Raw genomic sequence first — 15,206 nt, 5'->3', positions numbered from 1 at the left:
CGGCTCTCCTCGCCGACTCCACCCAGTTCCTCACGGTCCCAGGCAGCCACCGCCGACTCGGCCACGGGCCGAGGCAACCGAACGCTGATCCGGCTGATCCGGGCATCGAGATGAGCCCCGACCGCCGCCAGCACCGTGCGGTCCTGCTGATACCTCACGTACTGCTCGCGGTCTTCCACGAGTCGAGGGTACTCAGGCTCAATCGAGGGACCGGCTCCAGAGCCGGTGAACGTATGTGGTCAGAGCCCTAGGCTGTGTGCCGAAAGTGGATTTTGGACTGTGAATGGTCTCGGTTCATGGGGCGGGGAGATCTCACGGACACGCAGTGGGCGGTGTTGGAGCCGCTGCTGCCGAAGGGCATGAAGGCGGGTCGGCCGGCTGTCTGGCCCCGGCGGCAGTTGAGGGCTCAAGAGGCACCGCGCCGTCGCCACGCGGTACGACAAGCTCGCGATCCGCTTCGAAGCGACTGTCCTCGTCACAGCCATCAACGAGTGGCTGTGACCCCCGGCCGTCATACGGCGGGATCCACATTCCACGTCTCCGGAAGATCGCCTCCGCAGAAGACGCAGACGAAGTCACCCTCGCGCACGATGTTGTGCTCCTGGCAGTCGGGGCATCGCCGGAACACCATCTCGTGGGTGAAGCCGGAGGGCCGCCCAAGTTCTACGTCGTCCAGAGCATGAGCGACGGCCGACCAGGAGGTGACGTCCGGGCAGTATCCGGTGGACTGGTTGCTGACCTCACCCACCGTCCACCGGTCTGCCTCGCGCACGAAGCTGATCTCGCCAGCACCCAGAACCATGCCCCCACCGGCGCAGGCCACGTGCTCGCTTCGCCGCGGCGCCAGCCGAAGCACACCATCCGTGCCGACCACGAAGGTGAACGGCTCGGTCAGCTCTGCCGCCGATCGCTCAGTGATCCAGCCATCGAAGTCAGCCGCCGAGCTGATCCGGCACCCGCCGCTGCCAGGCCGGACCGCAGCCTCCAGCTCCACCGGTCCGACATATCGGTAACTCCGTCCCCGCGCGCTCACATCAGCCAACCTAAAGCACTTCCGACACACGCCCCAGCCGACTCAAGTCAGCCGACCTGGGGCAGGTGTGCTTCGTGTGCGTCGATCAGCTCGTCCCAGTGCTCACGCGTCCATGCGCACGCCGCGTCCAACGGGCCCAGGAGCCCGCGGCCGAGTGAGGTCAGGGAGTACTCGACGCGGGGCTTGGTGCCCTCGTACGCCTTCCGTGCGACGAAGCCGTCCCGTTCCAGTCTGCGCAGGGACTGGCTCAGAGATTTGGCGGTGACCCCACGCAGCGGGCCCTTGAGTTCCGAGAATCGGCGTGGGCCGTCCTGCAGGCAGCGCAGGATCATCGCCGCCCATTTGTCACCCACACGGAACGGCGCTAGAGGGGATGGGCAGACGGGGTCGAACATCTCCGGATCCAGGGGAGGCAGTTCGGCGTGCGGCTTCGTCATGATCCCCACGGTAGGGCGGTAACCGATCGGAAACCAGGCCTCGTCCTACTGTCTCGTCCATGGAAACGAACAACAGCAGGATCATCGTGTTCGGGGCGGGTGGCCGTGTGGGCCGGGCGGCCGTGGCGGAGGCCCGGCGCCGGGGGCACGAGGTCACGGAGGCCGGACGGGCTGACGGGCAGGTGACGGACGCGGCGACCGTGGCGCGGCTCGCGGAGGGTCACGATGCGGCGATTGTCGCCGTGTACGACCCCGGCGTTCCGGCCGACGAGTTTTTCCCTTCCGTCGCCCGCGCCCTCGCAGTGGGACTCCCGGCGGCAGCGGTGAAGCGGCTGGTGTCGGTCGGGCTGGCGTCTGTGCTGCCGACGGAGACCGGGGACCTGCTGATGGATGTTCCCGGCTATCCGCAGGAGTGGAGGGAGTTCTACGTCGGTCACGGCGCCGGTACCGAGGAGCTGCGGGCGGCAGCGCCGGAAGCCCTGGACTGGGTGGTGATGAGCCCGGCGGGAGATTTCGACGACGAGGGCGGACCTTCGAGCGGATACGTGCTCGCTCCCGCGGCCGCCGACAGCCGGATCACACCCGCGGACTTCGCCCGTGCCCTGCTCGACCAGGTCGACGCCCCGACCCTGCACCGCACCCACGTCGGAGTGTCCGCCGCATGACCGACACGATCCACGACAGCCCGACCCCCTGGGTCGCCGATCACATCCGCCGCTTCGAGGAGACCGGCGGTCACCCCCGGCCCGGGATGGCCGACCTGCTCCTGACCACCCGGGGCCGCAGGTCCGGCCTGCTGCGCCGGACGGCGTTGACGTACGTGCGCGACGAGGACGCCTACGTCTTGACGGCGTCCAACGCGGGCGGGGACCGCCATCCCGCCTGGTACCTGAACCTGCTGGCCGATCCTGAAGTCACCCTCCAGGTCGGTGAGGCCACCGTGCCGGCGACCGCCCGCCCCGCCACGGCGGCCGAGGCCGCCCGTCTATGGCCGGCGGTGGTGGCGGCAATGCCCTCGTACGCGACCTACCGCACCGCGACCACCCGAGAGATCCCCCTGGTCCTGGTCACCCCGGTGCGCCGATCCAGCTGACCGGCCCGTTGCGCTGCCTGCAGGCCACGGAAGGTGCCTGCCGGGCCGCGCCGGCACGACCCGCGACGACCGCTTGGACCGTTCGCCACCCCGAGCACGGCGTCCAGTCCGCCCCGGAGCAGATCGAAAACTCGCCGAGGCAGGGCCTGAAAGGGCGTCCCCTCCTGGCTGATCGCCCGGCGCGGCGTCGCCCACGGCTCCGGACTGGGCAAGGTGCGCTGGGTTGTCGAGCGCGCGTTCGCCTGGCTTCACCACCGGGCGCTGCTCATGGGACAGGGTGTCGGTCCGGTGGCGGGCGACGGGTCAGGCGCGAAGGATCTTCCAGAGGGTGACGTCTGAGGAGCGGAACGGCCGGGCGGCGGCCAGGTTCACCGCGCGCGCAGCCTCCCGCCGTCCCGCCGGCCGCGCCGCCGCCTCGGCCCTGGCGGGGCGGGTTCCAGTCCCAGTGCCTCCAGGAGGTACTGCTGTGCGGGCATGAGCCGCTTTCACCCCGCACGCTGCGCCCCTGTCCACGCTCCGAGGTCTTCGCCCTGCACGATCACCTCACCCGCGGCAGGGCTGATGCGTTCTCAGATGGCGAGATGCAGGGGCACCGGGTTCGGTGAGACGGGGGGCAACCTGGGCCGACGTTCGAGACGAACTGGGCTCGTCGTAAACCGGGGTCAAGTCCACCTCGGAGCCGACAGAGAAGTAACCGCGTGCAGCTCGCATCGAAGAATGGCTGGGCCCCACGCGTCACCCGTGGTGAGACGGTCCCCTATCTTCAGCAGTTGCCCGCGCGTGGCCGCCGGCCCTGCGCCGCCGTACCGTGAGCCCTGGTACTGCCGTCGGCCTCCTCCGTCATTCGCCGGTCACGGTTGCGCTCCCGTCGGGCCGTTCGCTGCTGTCGACATAGACGACCAGCGTCTGTTCCGGCTGCTCGGCCAGGTGGAAAGCGGTGTACGCATAATCGATCGCTCCCCGTCGTGGGTGTCGTAGCCGTTTGCGACCGCTGTGCCGGACCTGCACCTCGTACTGCGGCCACCAGTCCCGCACCTCTGGGCTGCCCTCGTTCAGGGCCTCGATCAGTCGGGTGTACCGCGGGTCGCCGGAGTGGCGTGCCGCTAGCGTCCGAAGGCGGCCGAGCAGTCCGCGTGCTTCGGGTTCCCAGTCGACCAGGATGTCCCGGGCCACCGGCTCGAGGAACACCCAGCGGGCGAAGTTGGCGGGCCGGTCCGCCTCCGTGATGAGCCTCGGGAACAACTCGTGGGCTGCCTGGTTGTGACTGAGGACGTCATAGTTGCCGCCGATGATGTACGCCGGGTTCGGCTGGAGCAACAGGGGGATCGCACCCGCCTCGGCCGGGAGCGGCTCGCGTTCCTCGGCTTCGGCCGCAGGCGCGTGACCGGCAAGCTGGAGCAGATGATCGCACTCGTGCCGGTCGAGCCGCAGCGCCGCGGCGAGGGCGTTGAGCACCTGTTCGGAGACGCGGATCTTTCTCCCCTGCTCCAGGTACGTGTACCAGGTGGCGCTGATCCCGGCCAGCAGTGCCAGTTCCTCTCGGCGAAGTCCCGGAGTCCGGCGGCGGCTGGTCTGGGGCAGGCCCACCTCGTCAGGGGTCAGGCGCTCTCTCCGGCTGCGCAGGAATTCACTGAGCTGGCGGCGTTGGTCCGGCTGCGTGGGCATGGCGGATGGCACCTTCAGTTCCAGAATAAACACGGTCTGGATACCAGGCTAATCCAATCGGAGACTGGTGTGCGAGCACGGGCCGCGGCATGACCGACGGCCTCACACGGTCACACCGGCACCCGGACGCCCAGTGCGCAACGGCTTGGCGGACGCTCCTCCAGGACTCGCTGCCGCTCGGCACTCCGGGCCCCGGTGCCGAAGATGGAGAGGGCAACGCATGTCCGGAATCAAGGGCAAGGTGGTGGCGATCACGGGAGCCAGCAGCGGCATCGGCGAAGCGACCGCGCTGCTGCTCGCCGAACGCGGCGCGCGACTCGTCCTCGGCGCGCGCCGGTCCGAACGCCTGGCGGAACTGGTGGCCCGGATCGAGAAAGCAGGTGGCACGGCCGTGCAGATCCGCACCGACGTGACCCGGCGGGACGACCTGCAGGCCCTGGTCGCGCTGGCCAGTGAGTGCTTCGGCCGACTCGACGTACTCGTCAGCAATGCCGGAGTCGGCACCATCTCGCCTCTCGACGATCTGCGCGTCGAGGAGTGGGACCACATGGTCGATGTCAACGTGAAGGGCGTGCTGCACGGGATCGGCGCCGCGCTGCCTGTCTTCCGGGCGCAGGGAACCGGCCACTTCATCACCACCGCCTCCACGGCCGCGTTTCGCATCGTGCCGACCATGGCCGTCTACGCCGGCACGAAGTTCGCGGTCCGGGCCATCTGCGAAGGACTGCGCCAGGAAGCCGGCGACTCCTTGCGGGTGACCACCGTCTCACCTGGTGCGACTGCGACCGACTTCGCCGAGGCGTCAACCAACAGCCAGGTCAGAGCAGAGATCACGAAGACGCGGGACGACATCGCGATCCCACCCGACGCGATCGCCCGGGCCATCGCTTTCGCGATCGAACAGCCTGCAGCGGTCGACGTGAACGACATCGTCGTCCGGCCCACCGCCCAGAGCTGACCTCTCCCACCCTTACGGTGCAGCACCCGCGGGACTCTCTTCCACGGGGTGCATGGCAACAAAAGCCCTCTGGCCCGTGGCGTGGGTGGCATACCCGAGTGGAAGCGACGGACGCGACGTCGGATGATCGAGGCTGCTGAGACCGAAGATCGATCTGGAGTCGCGTCCGCTGCAATCTTCCCAATCCAGCGTCCTCTTGCGCCACTTCGAGGACGCAGCCGCGCCATGTCCACTCACGGGCCCCTCTGAACTGACGACGCGACAGAACGTCCCCGGCTTGTCGAAAACCGCGACAGCCTCATCACGCGCATCTTGGAAGCCGAATGGGAAGGATGGCTCGGTGAGATCGAGCTGCAGAGCAGCCTGACCCACGCCGAAGAGAAGCCAGCCCGACTCGACGCCTCAGATCGCCCGGAAGCAGGAGTCTGCCGACCTTGGTATTCCAGCCTTCCGAGAGATTGCTGCTCGCGCTACTGCGTTCTCCGCACCGCCGGATCCTTCGTGATGGGGAACTGTGAAATTCCTCAGGTTTGCTCTTCGTTCTTCAGTCCCTGTCTGTACAGCGGTGATCGATTTTCTTGTCTGCAGGGACGTAGCCTGCTGGCACACGGCACATCGTTGAGGCAGGTAAGGGTCACTTTGAACGTCGGCAAGATGTATGGAACGCACCCAGGGGCGGTCGCGGCGCTACTGGATGCCGTCGGCGAAGCAGCGATGGTGCTGTCGTTCCAGGAGGACCGCACGTTCGCCGCACTCAGTGTGGGGCGCTTCGGAGCTGTGGGATCGTCTCGGCTGGACTGGGCAGGGGCCGAAGTGATCGAGCGGTGCGATTTGTTCGATGCGGACGAGCTGCGCAGGCTGGTGGCTTCGTGCGCGGGGGAGGACGAACTCGCCGTCGTGCTGTGGAGCAATCTCGCAGTGCCGTCCGTGGCCGGTGAGCAGGTCTGTCCCACCTCTGAGCACGGGGTGGAGAAGTCCAACGAGCTCCATCATTCGTACCCTGCATGCCGGTCATGCAGGGTGCGGCCGGCACGGAGGCCCAAGTGCAGGTACCGAAGACGCGAGGGCTGTTCAGGCGTCGCGGTTGGCTGCGCGTCTCCGGGGAGTCTGGGCAAGCCGTCCGTGAGGACGGCTTGCCCACTCATGGATTCGCTCAACTGCCAGTGCATCGACGGCCTGACCGCTGTGCCCTAGGCGGCTTGACCCGATGTCGTCGTGTCAGGAGTCTTGCTGAAGATCCACAAAGAACTGCAGCCGCACGCCGGACTCACCAGGCTCCCGGGTCGTACGAGCCGCCGGCGTCACCGCGCACTGCCCGGCGAGCAGTTCCTGGACAGCGAAAACTGTCGCGTCATCGGCGGCAGCGACCTCCACCACGGCCAGGCCCGGCCGGGCCACTTGGGCCGACTCGCGGTCGACTACATCGTGCGCAACTGAACTTGATCGAGTGATGTCGGGCGGGTTCGCCTGACAGCGGCTGCTGGCGCCGGTAGGTCCTCAGGAGTGAGATATGCGCAGGGTGGTGGGCTGACCGACACCGAGAGGGCCGCGCGGGAGCGGATCCGGTTGCAGGCTGTCGTCCGTTTCGAGGCCGGGGAGAAGAACCGAGAGGTCGCCGCCGCACTGCGGGTGAGCGAGCGGTCGGTGGAGCGGTGGCGCCGGGCCTGGCGCGAGCGCGGCCAGGGCGGGGTCCTGTCGCAGGGCTCTCTGGGACGGTCCCGGCTCAGCGAAACGCAGGTCGCCAGGCTCGAGAGGGAGTTGGAGCGTGGCCCGTTGGTCCACGGCTGGGCGGACCAGCGATGGACGCTGTCGCGGGTCAAGACGTTGATCGGCCGGCTGTTCCACGTCTCCTACACCGTCGAGGGCACGTGGCGGTTGCTGAAGCGGCATGGCTGGAGCTGGCAGCAGCCGGCCCGGCGCGCCATCGAGCGGGACGATGATGCGGTCGAGGTGTGGAAGAAGGAGACCTGGCCGCGGGTAAGAGGACCGCGGCGGAGCGCGGTGCCTGGATCGTCTTCGAGGACGAGGCCGGGCAGTCGATGACTCCGCCGCGTGCCAGGACCTGGGGCCGGATCGGAAAGACCCCGGTGGTGAGGGTACGGGGTCGGGGCTCCGGGCGGGTGTCGATGGCGGGCATGGCCTGCTTCAAGCCGGGCCGGCGGTCCCGGCTCATCTATGCGATCCGCGAGTATCGGGGCCGCAAGGATGAGCCGAAGGGCTTCGGCTGGCGGGACTTCCGCGACCTGGTCGTCCGCGCTCGTATCCAGCTTGGGGGCCCGATCGTGCTGGTCTGGGACAACGTCCGCCTCCATCTGACCGCCGGCATGAAGGAATTCATCAAGGCGAATGCCGATTGGCTGACCGTGTTCCAACTGCCGGCTTACGCCCCTGACCTCAATCCGACCGAGGGCATCTGGGCGCTGGTGAAGCGTGACCTGGGCAACCTGGCCGCCGCGGACCTCAGCGAGATCACGCGAGCCGTGAAACGTCGGCTCAAGAAGATCCAGTACCGCCCTGACCTCGTCGACGGCTGCATAACTGCCACCGGCCTGAGCCTGGACGGCTGACCAACGTCGGGGACTGGTCCGGATCACGCATCCCAGTCCGCATAGTCTCCGATCGCCACGTCGTCGCAGAAGGTCTCCCAGAACCCGTTGTCCGCGAGAGCGGTCCCGTCGATGCCGGAGACGAGCTCGCGCAGTTCTTCCGCCACCTCCTCGAGCCTCTCCTCGTCGCCCTCCGCATAGAACGGGAAGCGTGCGATCACGGCCGCGATGCATCGGCTGAAGGAGTCGAGGTCGCGGTTCACGTGATGGGTTGTCGATGACTCGACATGGGGGATCTGCACCACGTGACCACTGGCCACATCGACGGCGATACGTCCGAACAGGCCGCTCATCGCGATGGCGACCAGCCCCCGTTCACCGATCCCCCCGAAGTACACCGGCTCACTCAGTGGCCGGTACTCGTATCCGATCAAACCGCCTGGGATGCCGGTCTCCCTGAGATCGACAGCGATCTGGGTGGGCACCTCGGGTGGCGCCTCGATGGTGATCAAGACGAACTCGGGCTTCGGCAACTGCGGCAGGGGCTGGCTCACGGGAAGATCCTCTCCCGATGGACTACCCGGCAACACCCATAGGCCCGCGAGGCGGGCAACTCCCGCCGGGCAGCCGACTCCGACATCACCTGTTCAAGTTCAGAAGCGTGACGAGCCACCGATCGCTCGCCCCGTACACACTCCGCGAGGGCAGGACCACGCAGCCGGTTCAGAACGCCCTATGCCCACGTCACGAGCCGGGAAGAACGTGAAACGAATCGAAGCCCTCACCGAACATGTCCGTCTGAAACAGCAGCGAGGTTAATGGAGGTCCTTGGCCTGCGCAGAGTGCGTCTCTACGACGCTCGTGCCTCCTGCCTCACCTCCCTTGCAAACAACGGTGTGTCGGATCACATCCTCGCCCGGTGGGCCGGGCACACGAACGTGAAGACCACGAAGAAGTGGTACGTGAAGCCAGATGTGGAGGACCTCCGCGAAGCCGCCAGCACATGGGATGACCTGCACGGTGAGCCGAACGGTCGCGCGTGAGGCCGGCGACGTACTCCAAGGGGGGTATCGGGTGCTGAACGGAGTGGCCCGAACGGTTTCCCGCCTCGTCGTCCCGGCCTTCGGGACGGTGCCACACGCTTTGCTGCAAACTGGGAACTGCCGACAGCTATGCTGACGAAGGAAGCGTGCGTCGACGTGGGGACCAGACGCGAGCGCGGCCAGCAGGACACGCTGCGTCAAGGCCGCCCGTGCACCCTGAGAGGCTCAGGCTCGATCGATGAGGCCGTCGGCAGTGCCCGACGAGCCGAGCCGCGGATGCATCGGGCCAGGCCGCTTCCCCCGGCTGTGTGAGATTTTGTGAGACGTGAGAGGGTGCGGGGCGTGAGTGAGACACCGTCGAACACCCTGCAATACCGCTTTGACGGGCCGGAAGAGGCTCCCGTCCTGATCCTCGGTCCCTCACTGGGTACCACATGGCACATGTGGGACCGGCAGGTTCCGGAGCTGACGAAGCAATGGCGTGTCTTCCGGTTCGACCTGCCGGGACACGGCGGCGCGCCCGCCCATCCGGCCGGTTCGGTGGGGGACCTGACCTCCCGGCTGCTGGCCACCCTCGACGGGCTCGGCGTGCAGCGCTTCGGTTACGCCGGCTGCGCGCTCGGCGGCGCGATCGGCGTCGAGCTGGCCCTGCGCCACCCGGAGCGCCTCGCCTCCCTCGCCCTGATCGCGGCCTCGCCCCGCTTCGGCACGGCGGACGAGTTCCGCCAGCGCGGGGTGATCGTCCGGACGAACGGGCTGGACCCCATCGCCCGTACGTCCCCGGACCGCTGGTTCACCACCGGGTTCGCCGCCGCCCAGCCCGCGATCACCGACTGGGCCGTGCAGATGGTCCGCACCACCGACCCCGGCTGCTACATCGCCGCCTGCGAGGCGCTGGCCTCCTTCGACGTCCGTGGCGAACTCGGCCGGATCGGCGTTCCCACGCTGGTCCTGGTCGGTTCCGACGACCAGGTCACCGGCCCCGCCGAGGCCCGCACGCTGGTCGCCGGCATCCCGGACGCCCGTCTGGCCGTCGTGCCCGGCGCCTCCCACCTGGTCCCGGTGGAGCAGCCCGCCGCCGTGACCGACCTGCTGGTGCGGCACTTCTCCACGGCCTGGCAGCCCGCCTTCGAGTCCAGCACCGGGCAGATGGCGATCGTCGCGGCCCCGGTCAAGCCCGTGCTGGCCCCGCCGCCGCAGACTCCGCCGATCGCCGAGATCGCCCCGGCGGCGGTGCCGCCGCAGCCCACGGGCGGGCCGGACCCGTACGACACCGGTCTCAAGATCCGGCGCGAGGTGCTCGGCGACGCGCACGTGGACCGGGAGCTGGAGCAGGCCGACGAGTTCTCGGGGGACTTCCAGGAGTTCCTCACCCGCTCCACCTGGGGCGGTGTCTGGGACCGCCCCGGCCTGGACCGGCGCACCCGCAGTTGCGTCGCGCTCACCGCTCTCGCCGTCGGCGGTCACCTGGAGGACCTGGCCGCCCACACCCGGGCCGCCCTGCGCAACGGCCTCACCCCGGACGAGATCAAGGAGGTGCTGCTCCAGACGGCGGTCTACTGCGGCATGCCCGCCGCGGGCAGCGCCTTCCGTGTGGCCCAGCGGGTCATACAGGAGGAGACGACTCCCACCGAGTGACACCGTTCCCACGGAGTGGCATCCCTCCCACGGGGTGACACTGCTCCCACCGAGTGACACCGTTCCCACAGAGTGGTACCGCTCTCACCGGGTGACACCGCTCCCATGGGTGACGGCTCCCACGGAGTGACACCGCACCGGCGAGCGGCGGCCCGCGCGTGCGTGGTGATCGTCCAGCCGGGCACCAGGAGCACCACCCTGGACAGGCCGTGTGTCCGGCGTGCGCGGCAAGATGGGGCGCATGAAGCTCACGAAGAAGTCGCACGCCTGCGTCCGCCTGGAGAAGGACGGCCGCACGCTCGTCATCGACCCCGGCACCTTCAGCGAGGAGGACGCCGCGGTCGGAGCCGAGGCCGTCCTGATCACGCACGAGCACATGGACCACTTCGACGAGTCCCGGCTGAGGGCGGCCATGGACGCGAACCCTGGCGCCGAGATCTGGACCCTGCGGGCGGTGGCGGAGAAGATCTCGGCGGCCTTCCCGGGCCGCGTGCACACCGTCGGCCACGGCGACACCTTCACCGCCGCCGGCTTCGACGTACAGGTGCACGGCGAGCTGCACGCCGTGATCCACCCGGACATCCCGCGCATCACCAACGTCGGCTACCTGATCGACGGCGGCAAGGTCTTCCACCCCGGTGACGCCCTCACGGTGCCCGGCCGGCCCGTCGAGACCCTGATGCTCCCGGTCATGGCGCCCTGGAACAAGATCGCGGAAGTGATCGACTACGTCAGGGAGGTCAAGCCGCAGCGGGCGTACGACATCCACGACGCGCTCCTGACCGACCTCGCCCGCCCGGTCTACGACCACCAGATCGGCACCCTGGGCGGCGCCGAGCACCTGCGGCTGGCCCCGGGCGGCTCCGCCGACGTGTGAGGCACCGGCTCCGGAGGCGGGGGAGGGGCCGTCCGGCGGGGGCTGTCAGTGCCGCCCGGTAGGTTGTGAGGCATGCGCATCGCGACCTGGAACGTGAACTCGATCACCGCCCGCCTCCCGCGGCTGCTCGCCTGGCTGGAGAGCAGCGGCACCGACGTGCTGTGCCTCCAGGAGGCCAAGATCGCCGAGGACCAGTTCCCGTTCGACCCGCTGCGCGAGCTGGGCTACGAGGCGGCGGTCCACGCCACCGGCCGGTGGAACGGCGTGGCGGTCCTCTCCCGGGTGGGCCTTGAGGACGTGGTCAAGGGCCTGCCCGGCGACCCGGGCTACGACGGGGCGCGCGAACCCCGCGCCCTCTCCGCGACCTGCGGCCCGGTCCGCGTCTGGTCGGTCTACGTGCCCAACGGACGTGAGGTCGACCACCCGCACTACGCCTACAAACTGCAGTGGTTCGAGGCACTGAGGGCGGCCGTCGCGGGTGACGCGTCCGGCAGCCGCCCGTTCGCCGTCCTCGGCGACTACAACGTCGCGCCGACGGACGACGACGTCTACGACCGCTCGGCCTTCGAGGGCGCCACCCACGTCACCCCGGCCGAGCGCGCCGCCCTCGCCTCCCTGCGCGAGGCGGGCCTCGCCGACGTGGTGCCCCGGCCCCTGAAGTACGAGCACCCCTTCACCTACTGGGACTACCGCCAGCTCTGCTTCCCCAAGAACCGCGGCATGCGCATCGACCTGGTGTACGGCAACGAACCCTTCGCCAAGGCCGTCACCGACGCCTACGTGGACCGTGAGGAGCGCAAGGGCAAGGGCGCCTCCGACCACGCGCCCGTGGTGGTCGACTTGGACGTGTAGGCGCCGGGTGCCACCTCCGCGTACCACCCGGGCGCACGCCCCTCGTACGCGTACCACCCGGGTGCGCCCCTCGTACGAGCCTCTGCCCAGTGCGCCCTTCGTACGCGCCTCTCCCGGCCGCGCGCACCCGGGCGCCCGGCGTACGCCCCGCAGTTGCGCCCACTGCGCGCGCAGGCCGGCGTGCGCCCGGCGTGCCGCCGGTCCACGGCGGTTCAGGCCGTCGCCCCTGTGGCGCGTGGCGTGGTGGCGGTGCCACGCTGAGTGCATGGCCTTCCGCTTCACGGGCAACCGGCGCAAGAAGCACACACCCGCGGTCGGCGTCACCGTCGTCTCCGCGGACGGCTCTCCGACCCCGGCGGATCTCGCCGAGCTCTTTTCCACCTGCGAACAGTTGCGCGCCCTGGCCGCTGAGGCCGGTGTGCGGCTCGACGGGTCGGCCGCCTCCCTGGAGGCGCTCGACCAGCTGCTGCCGCGCTGGCGCGACGACGCCGACACGGCGGGCCGGCTCGGCATCGACGCCGGGCTGTATCTGGGCACGGTCATCGTGCGTACGGTGCCGGGAGCCGTCTGGGAGTTGTGGCCCGACGGGCACCCGGTCGTACGGCTCGCCTCCGGCCGGGAGATCGTCGTCGTGGAGGCGGGACACGCGTGGGCCGAGGAGGGCGTACCGGAACTCTCCCAGCTCTACGCGGAGGTCGCGGAGGGCTGAGACCCGCGCGAGGGCGGAGATTGCAGCAACCCCGCAAAGCAGCCGATGGCCTTCCCCGGAGGCCGCGGGCTGCGGGCATTCCTCGCCACCGGAGGACGCATCGGGCCGAACCTCGACTACGATGTGGCGTTCGCGACCGTCTCAGGGGGCAGCGGTCCACAGAGCCATACCCGGCCGGCGGCAGCCGGAGATCACTGCTCGCGCGGCGGTACGGACAGCCACTCCGGGTCGTCCGCAGGCGAGGAGAAGGTCAGCTGTGCGCCGGGCGGGTTGTGCTCGGCGGGAGACCCGTCCCGTACCGGTCCAGGGAGCGGCGCCCGTGCCGCCCGCGTCACATCGGCCGCGAGTTCGACCACGCCGGGCGTACGGGCCGGCCGAGTGAGGCGCTGATCCGGCTCCGGCGGTACCGTGGTCGGACGGTCCTGACGGGATCATGGCAATGCAATAGGCTGCGCGGACGGTCTCTGACTGGAGGTGCGGATGCGTCGTTGCGGAGTACGGAAACTCACGGTCCTGGCGGTCTCGGCCGCAGTGGTGTCGGTGGGAGCGGCTGCACCGCCCGCCGCGCACCCGGACGCGCGGCCGGAACCGGCCAGGAAGGTCCCCGTGGCCGTCGGCTACGGCGGTGCCGTCGCGAGCGTCGACGCGGACGCCTCCGCCGCCGGCATCGAGGTGCTGAAGAAGGGCGGCAACGCCGTCGACGCGGCCGTGGCCACCGCCGCCGCCCTCGGCGTCACCGAGCCCTACTCCGCCGGCATCGGCGGAGGCGGCTACTTCGTCTACTACGACGCCAGGTCCCGCACGGTGCACACCATCGACGGCCGGGAGACCGCGCCGCTCAGCGCCGACGAGGACCTCTTCACGGAACACGGCAAGCCGCTCTCCTTCGACGCCGCCGTCACCAGCGGCCTGAGCGTCGGCACCCCGGGCACCCCCGCCACCTGGCAGAAGGCCCTCGACGAGTGGGGCAGCAAGCGGCTCGGAACGGTGCTGAAGCCCGCGGAGCGCCTCGCCCGCGACGGCTTCACCGTCGACGACACCTTCCGCTCGCAGACGGCGTCCAACGAGACCCGCTTCCGCTACTTCCCGGACACCGCGAAGCTGTTCCTGCCGGGCGGGCGGCTCCCTGCCGTCGGCTCGACCTTCAAGAACCCCGACCTCGCCCGCACCTACGAGGAGCTGGCCAGGAAGGGCGTCGGCGCCGTCTACCACGGCGACCTCGGCGACGAGATCGTCGACACCGTCAACCACCCGCCCGTCGACCCCGGTTCGGGCTGGAACGCCCGGCCGGGCAAACTCGCCGAGAAGGACCTCGCGGTCTACCGCGCCAAGCTCCAGGCGCCCACGCGCACTTCGTACCGCGGTCTGAACGTGTACTCCATCGCGCCCTCCTCCTCCGGCGGCACCACCGTCGGCGAGGCGCTGAACATCCTGGAGCGGACGAACCTCTCCAGGGCGAGCGAGACGCAGTACCTGCACCACTACATCGAGGCGAGCCGCATCGCCTTCGCCGACCGCGGACGCTGGGTCGGTGACCCGTCCTTCGAGAACGTCCCCACCCGCGGCCTGCTCTCCCAGCGGTTTGCCGACTCCCGCGCCTGCCTGATCAAGGACGACGCCGTCCTCACCAGCCCGCTCGCGCCCGGCGACCCGAACCGGCCCGCCGCCTGCGGCACCGGCGGGACGGCCGCGCCGACGACGTACGAGGGCGAGAACACCACGCACCTGACGACCGCCGACCGGTGGGGCAACGTCGTCTCCTACACCCTCACCATCGAACAGACCGGCGGCAGCGGCATCACCGTGCCGGGCCGGGGCTTCCTGCTCAACAACGAGCTGACGGACTTCTCCTTCACGCCGGCCAACCCGGCCGTGCACGACCCGAACCTGCCGGGGCCGGGCAAGCGCCCGCGGTCGTCGATCTCCCCGACGATCGTGCTGGACGGGCACAACCGGCCGGTGGTGGCGCTCGGTTCGCCCGGCGGCGCGACCATCATCACCACCGTGCTGCAGACGCTGACCGGGTTCCTCGACCGGCACCTGCCGCTCGTCGACGCCATCGCCGCGCCCCGCGCCAGCCAGCGCAACGCCGCCCAGACCGAACTCGAACCCGCCCTCTACGACAGTCCGCTGAGGAAGCAACTGGAGGCGATCGGGCACTCCTTCAAGCTCAACCCGGAGATCGGCGCGGCCACCGGCGTGCAGCGGCTGCCGGACGGCAGGTGGCTGGCGGCGGCGGAGAAGGTGCGCAGGGGCGGCGGCTCGGCGATGGTCGTCCGCCCGGCCCCGTGACGCCCGCAGGCCGCCCGGCCGGCTCGGCAGGCCCGTACGCCGTCCATCCGGCCCCGTGGCGCG

General features: G+C 69.8%; 15 protein-coding genes and 1 pseudogene. 11 read left to right on the top strand and 5 right to left on the bottom strand.

The features are described from left to right. Positions 1–511: 511 nt before the first annotated feature. Both IG64_RS27915 and IG64_RS27910 read right to left on the bottom strand, forming a co-directional pair. Positions 512–1,033: a hypothetical protein gene (locus tag IG64_RS27915; protein ID WP_051813405.1), complete on the bottom strand. Its 522-nt coding sequence runs from the start codon at positions 1,031–1,033 to the stop codon at positions 512–514. 47 nt (positions 1,034–1,080) lie between these two features. Continuing rightward, complete coding sequence (locus tag IG64_RS27910; RefSeq protein ID WP_037861195.1) at positions 1,081–1,470, bottom strand: winged helix-turn-helix transcriptional regulator; 390 nt, start codon at positions 1,468–1,470, stop codon at positions 1,081–1,083. A 59-nt stretch (positions 1,471–1,529) separates the two neighbouring features. On the opposite strand from IG64_RS27910, the gene IG64_RS27905 reads away from it, so the two are divergent. From IG64_RS27905 to IG64_RS40685, 3 genes and pseudogenes are all read left to right on the top strand, one after another. After that, entirely contained in the window at positions 1,530–2,135 is a 606-nt protein-coding gene (locus tag IG64_RS27905) for an NAD(P)-dependent oxidoreductase (protein ID WP_037861182.1), read from the top strand. Continuing rightward, the gene (locus tag IG64_RS27900) at positions 2,132–2,563 is read left to right on the top strand and encodes a nitroreductase/quinone reductase family protein (protein WP_037861180.1); all 432 of its coding nucleotides are present in this window, start codon (positions 2,132–2,134) and stop codon (positions 2,561–2,563) included. The genes IG64_RS27905 and IG64_RS27900 overlap by 4 nt, the downstream gene beginning before the upstream one ends. Positions 2,564–2,734: 171 nt before the next feature. Continuing rightward, positions 2,735–2,815, top strand: a pseudogene (locus IG64_RS40685) (IS5/IS1182 family transposase); the annotation flags it as partial. Positions 2,816–3,403: 588 nt separating this feature from the next. On the opposite strand, the gene IG64_RS27895 reads toward IG64_RS40685, so the two are convergent. Then, on the bottom strand, positions 3,404–4,228 hold the full coding sequence (locus IG64_RS27895; protein ID WP_037861178.1) for a helix-turn-helix transcriptional regulator: 825 nt from the start codon (positions 4,226–4,228) through the stop codon (positions 3,404–3,406). A 220-nt stretch (positions 4,229–4,448) separates the two neighbouring features. Here IG64_RS27895 and IG64_RS27890 point away from each other — a divergent pair, with 220 nt between their 5' ends. Then, entirely contained in the window at positions 4,449–5,186 is a 738-nt protein-coding gene (locus tag IG64_RS27890; protein ID WP_037861176.1) for an SDR family oxidoreductase, read from the top strand. A 1,218-nt stretch (positions 5,187–6,404) separates the two neighbouring features. Here the strand turns inward: IG64_RS27890 and IG64_RS42420 are convergent. Further along, the gene (locus IG64_RS42420) at positions 6,405–6,560 is read right to left on the bottom strand and encodes a DUF6207 family protein (RefSeq protein WP_234438632.1); all 156 of its coding nucleotides are present in this window, start codon (positions 6,558–6,560) and stop codon (positions 6,405–6,407) included. A 129-nt stretch (positions 6,561–6,689) separates the two neighbouring features. Between IG64_RS42420 and IG64_RS43330 the strand changes: the two genes are divergently transcribed. Then, a protein-coding gene (locus IG64_RS43330; RefSeq protein ID WP_420709998.1) for an IS630 family transposase occupies positions 6,690–7,753 on the top strand; the annotation gives its coding sequence in 2 pieces (ribosomal slippage) (positions 6,690–7,137 and positions 7,137–7,753; 1,065 coding nt in all). 23 nt (positions 7,754–7,776) lie between these two features. On the opposite strand, the gene IG64_RS27870 is transcribed toward IG64_RS43330, so the two are convergent. Beyond that, positions 7,777–8,286 carry an SUKH-4 family immunity protein gene (locus IG64_RS27870; RefSeq protein WP_037861168.1) on the bottom strand — a complete coding sequence of 170 codons (510 nt, stop codon included), beginning with the start codon at positions 8,284–8,286 and terminating at the stop codon, positions 7,777–7,779. Between the two features lie 264 nt (positions 8,287–8,550). Between IG64_RS27870 and IG64_RS43115 the strand changes: the two genes are divergently transcribed. The 6 genes from IG64_RS43115 (at position 8,551) to ggt (ending at position 15,143) form a co-directional block, all read left to right on the top strand. Next, entirely contained in the window at positions 8,551–8,775 is a 225-nt protein-coding gene (locus tag IG64_RS43115) for a tyrosine-type recombinase/integrase (RefSeq protein WP_078884260.1), read from the top strand. Positions 8,776–9,117: 342 nt separating this feature from the next. Then, positions 9,118–10,413, top strand: coding sequence for an alpha/beta fold hydrolase (locus IG64_RS27865; protein WP_078884259.1), 1,296 nt, complete (start codon positions 9,118–9,120; stop codon positions 10,411–10,413). 241 nt (positions 10,414–10,654) lie between these two features. Beyond that, on the top strand, positions 10,655–11,290 hold the full coding sequence (locus tag IG64_RS27860) for an MBL fold metallo-hydrolase (RefSeq protein WP_037861194.1): 636 nt from the start codon (positions 10,655–10,657) through the stop codon (positions 11,288–11,290). Positions 11,291–11,362: 72 nt separating this feature from the next. Continuing rightward, positions 11,363–12,142 (top strand): exodeoxyribonuclease III, encoded by a 780-nt coding sequence (locus IG64_RS27855; protein ID WP_037861166.1) that lies wholly within the window; start codon positions 11,363–11,365, stop codon positions 12,140–12,142. A 265-nt stretch (positions 12,143–12,407) separates the two neighbouring features. Further along, entirely contained in the window at positions 12,408–12,851 is a 444-nt protein-coding gene (locus IG64_RS27850; RefSeq protein ID WP_037861165.1) for a DUF6278 family protein, read from the top strand. 480 nt (positions 12,852–13,331) lie between these two features. Then, on the top strand, positions 13,332–15,143 hold the full coding sequence (ggt, locus tag IG64_RS27845; protein WP_037861164.1) for a gamma-glutamyltransferase: 1,812 nt from the start codon (positions 13,332–13,334) through the stop codon (positions 15,141–15,143). Positions 15,144–15,206 lie beyond the last annotated feature (63 nt).

This window comes from Streptomyces sp. NRRL S-340 (assembly GCF_000720185.1).
GTDB lineage: Bacteria > Actinomycetota > Actinomycetes > Streptomycetales > Streptomycetaceae > Streptomyces.
The sequence above is the reverse complement of the archived record's forward strand: the minus strand, read 5'-3'. Positions and strand labels throughout refer to the sequence as shown.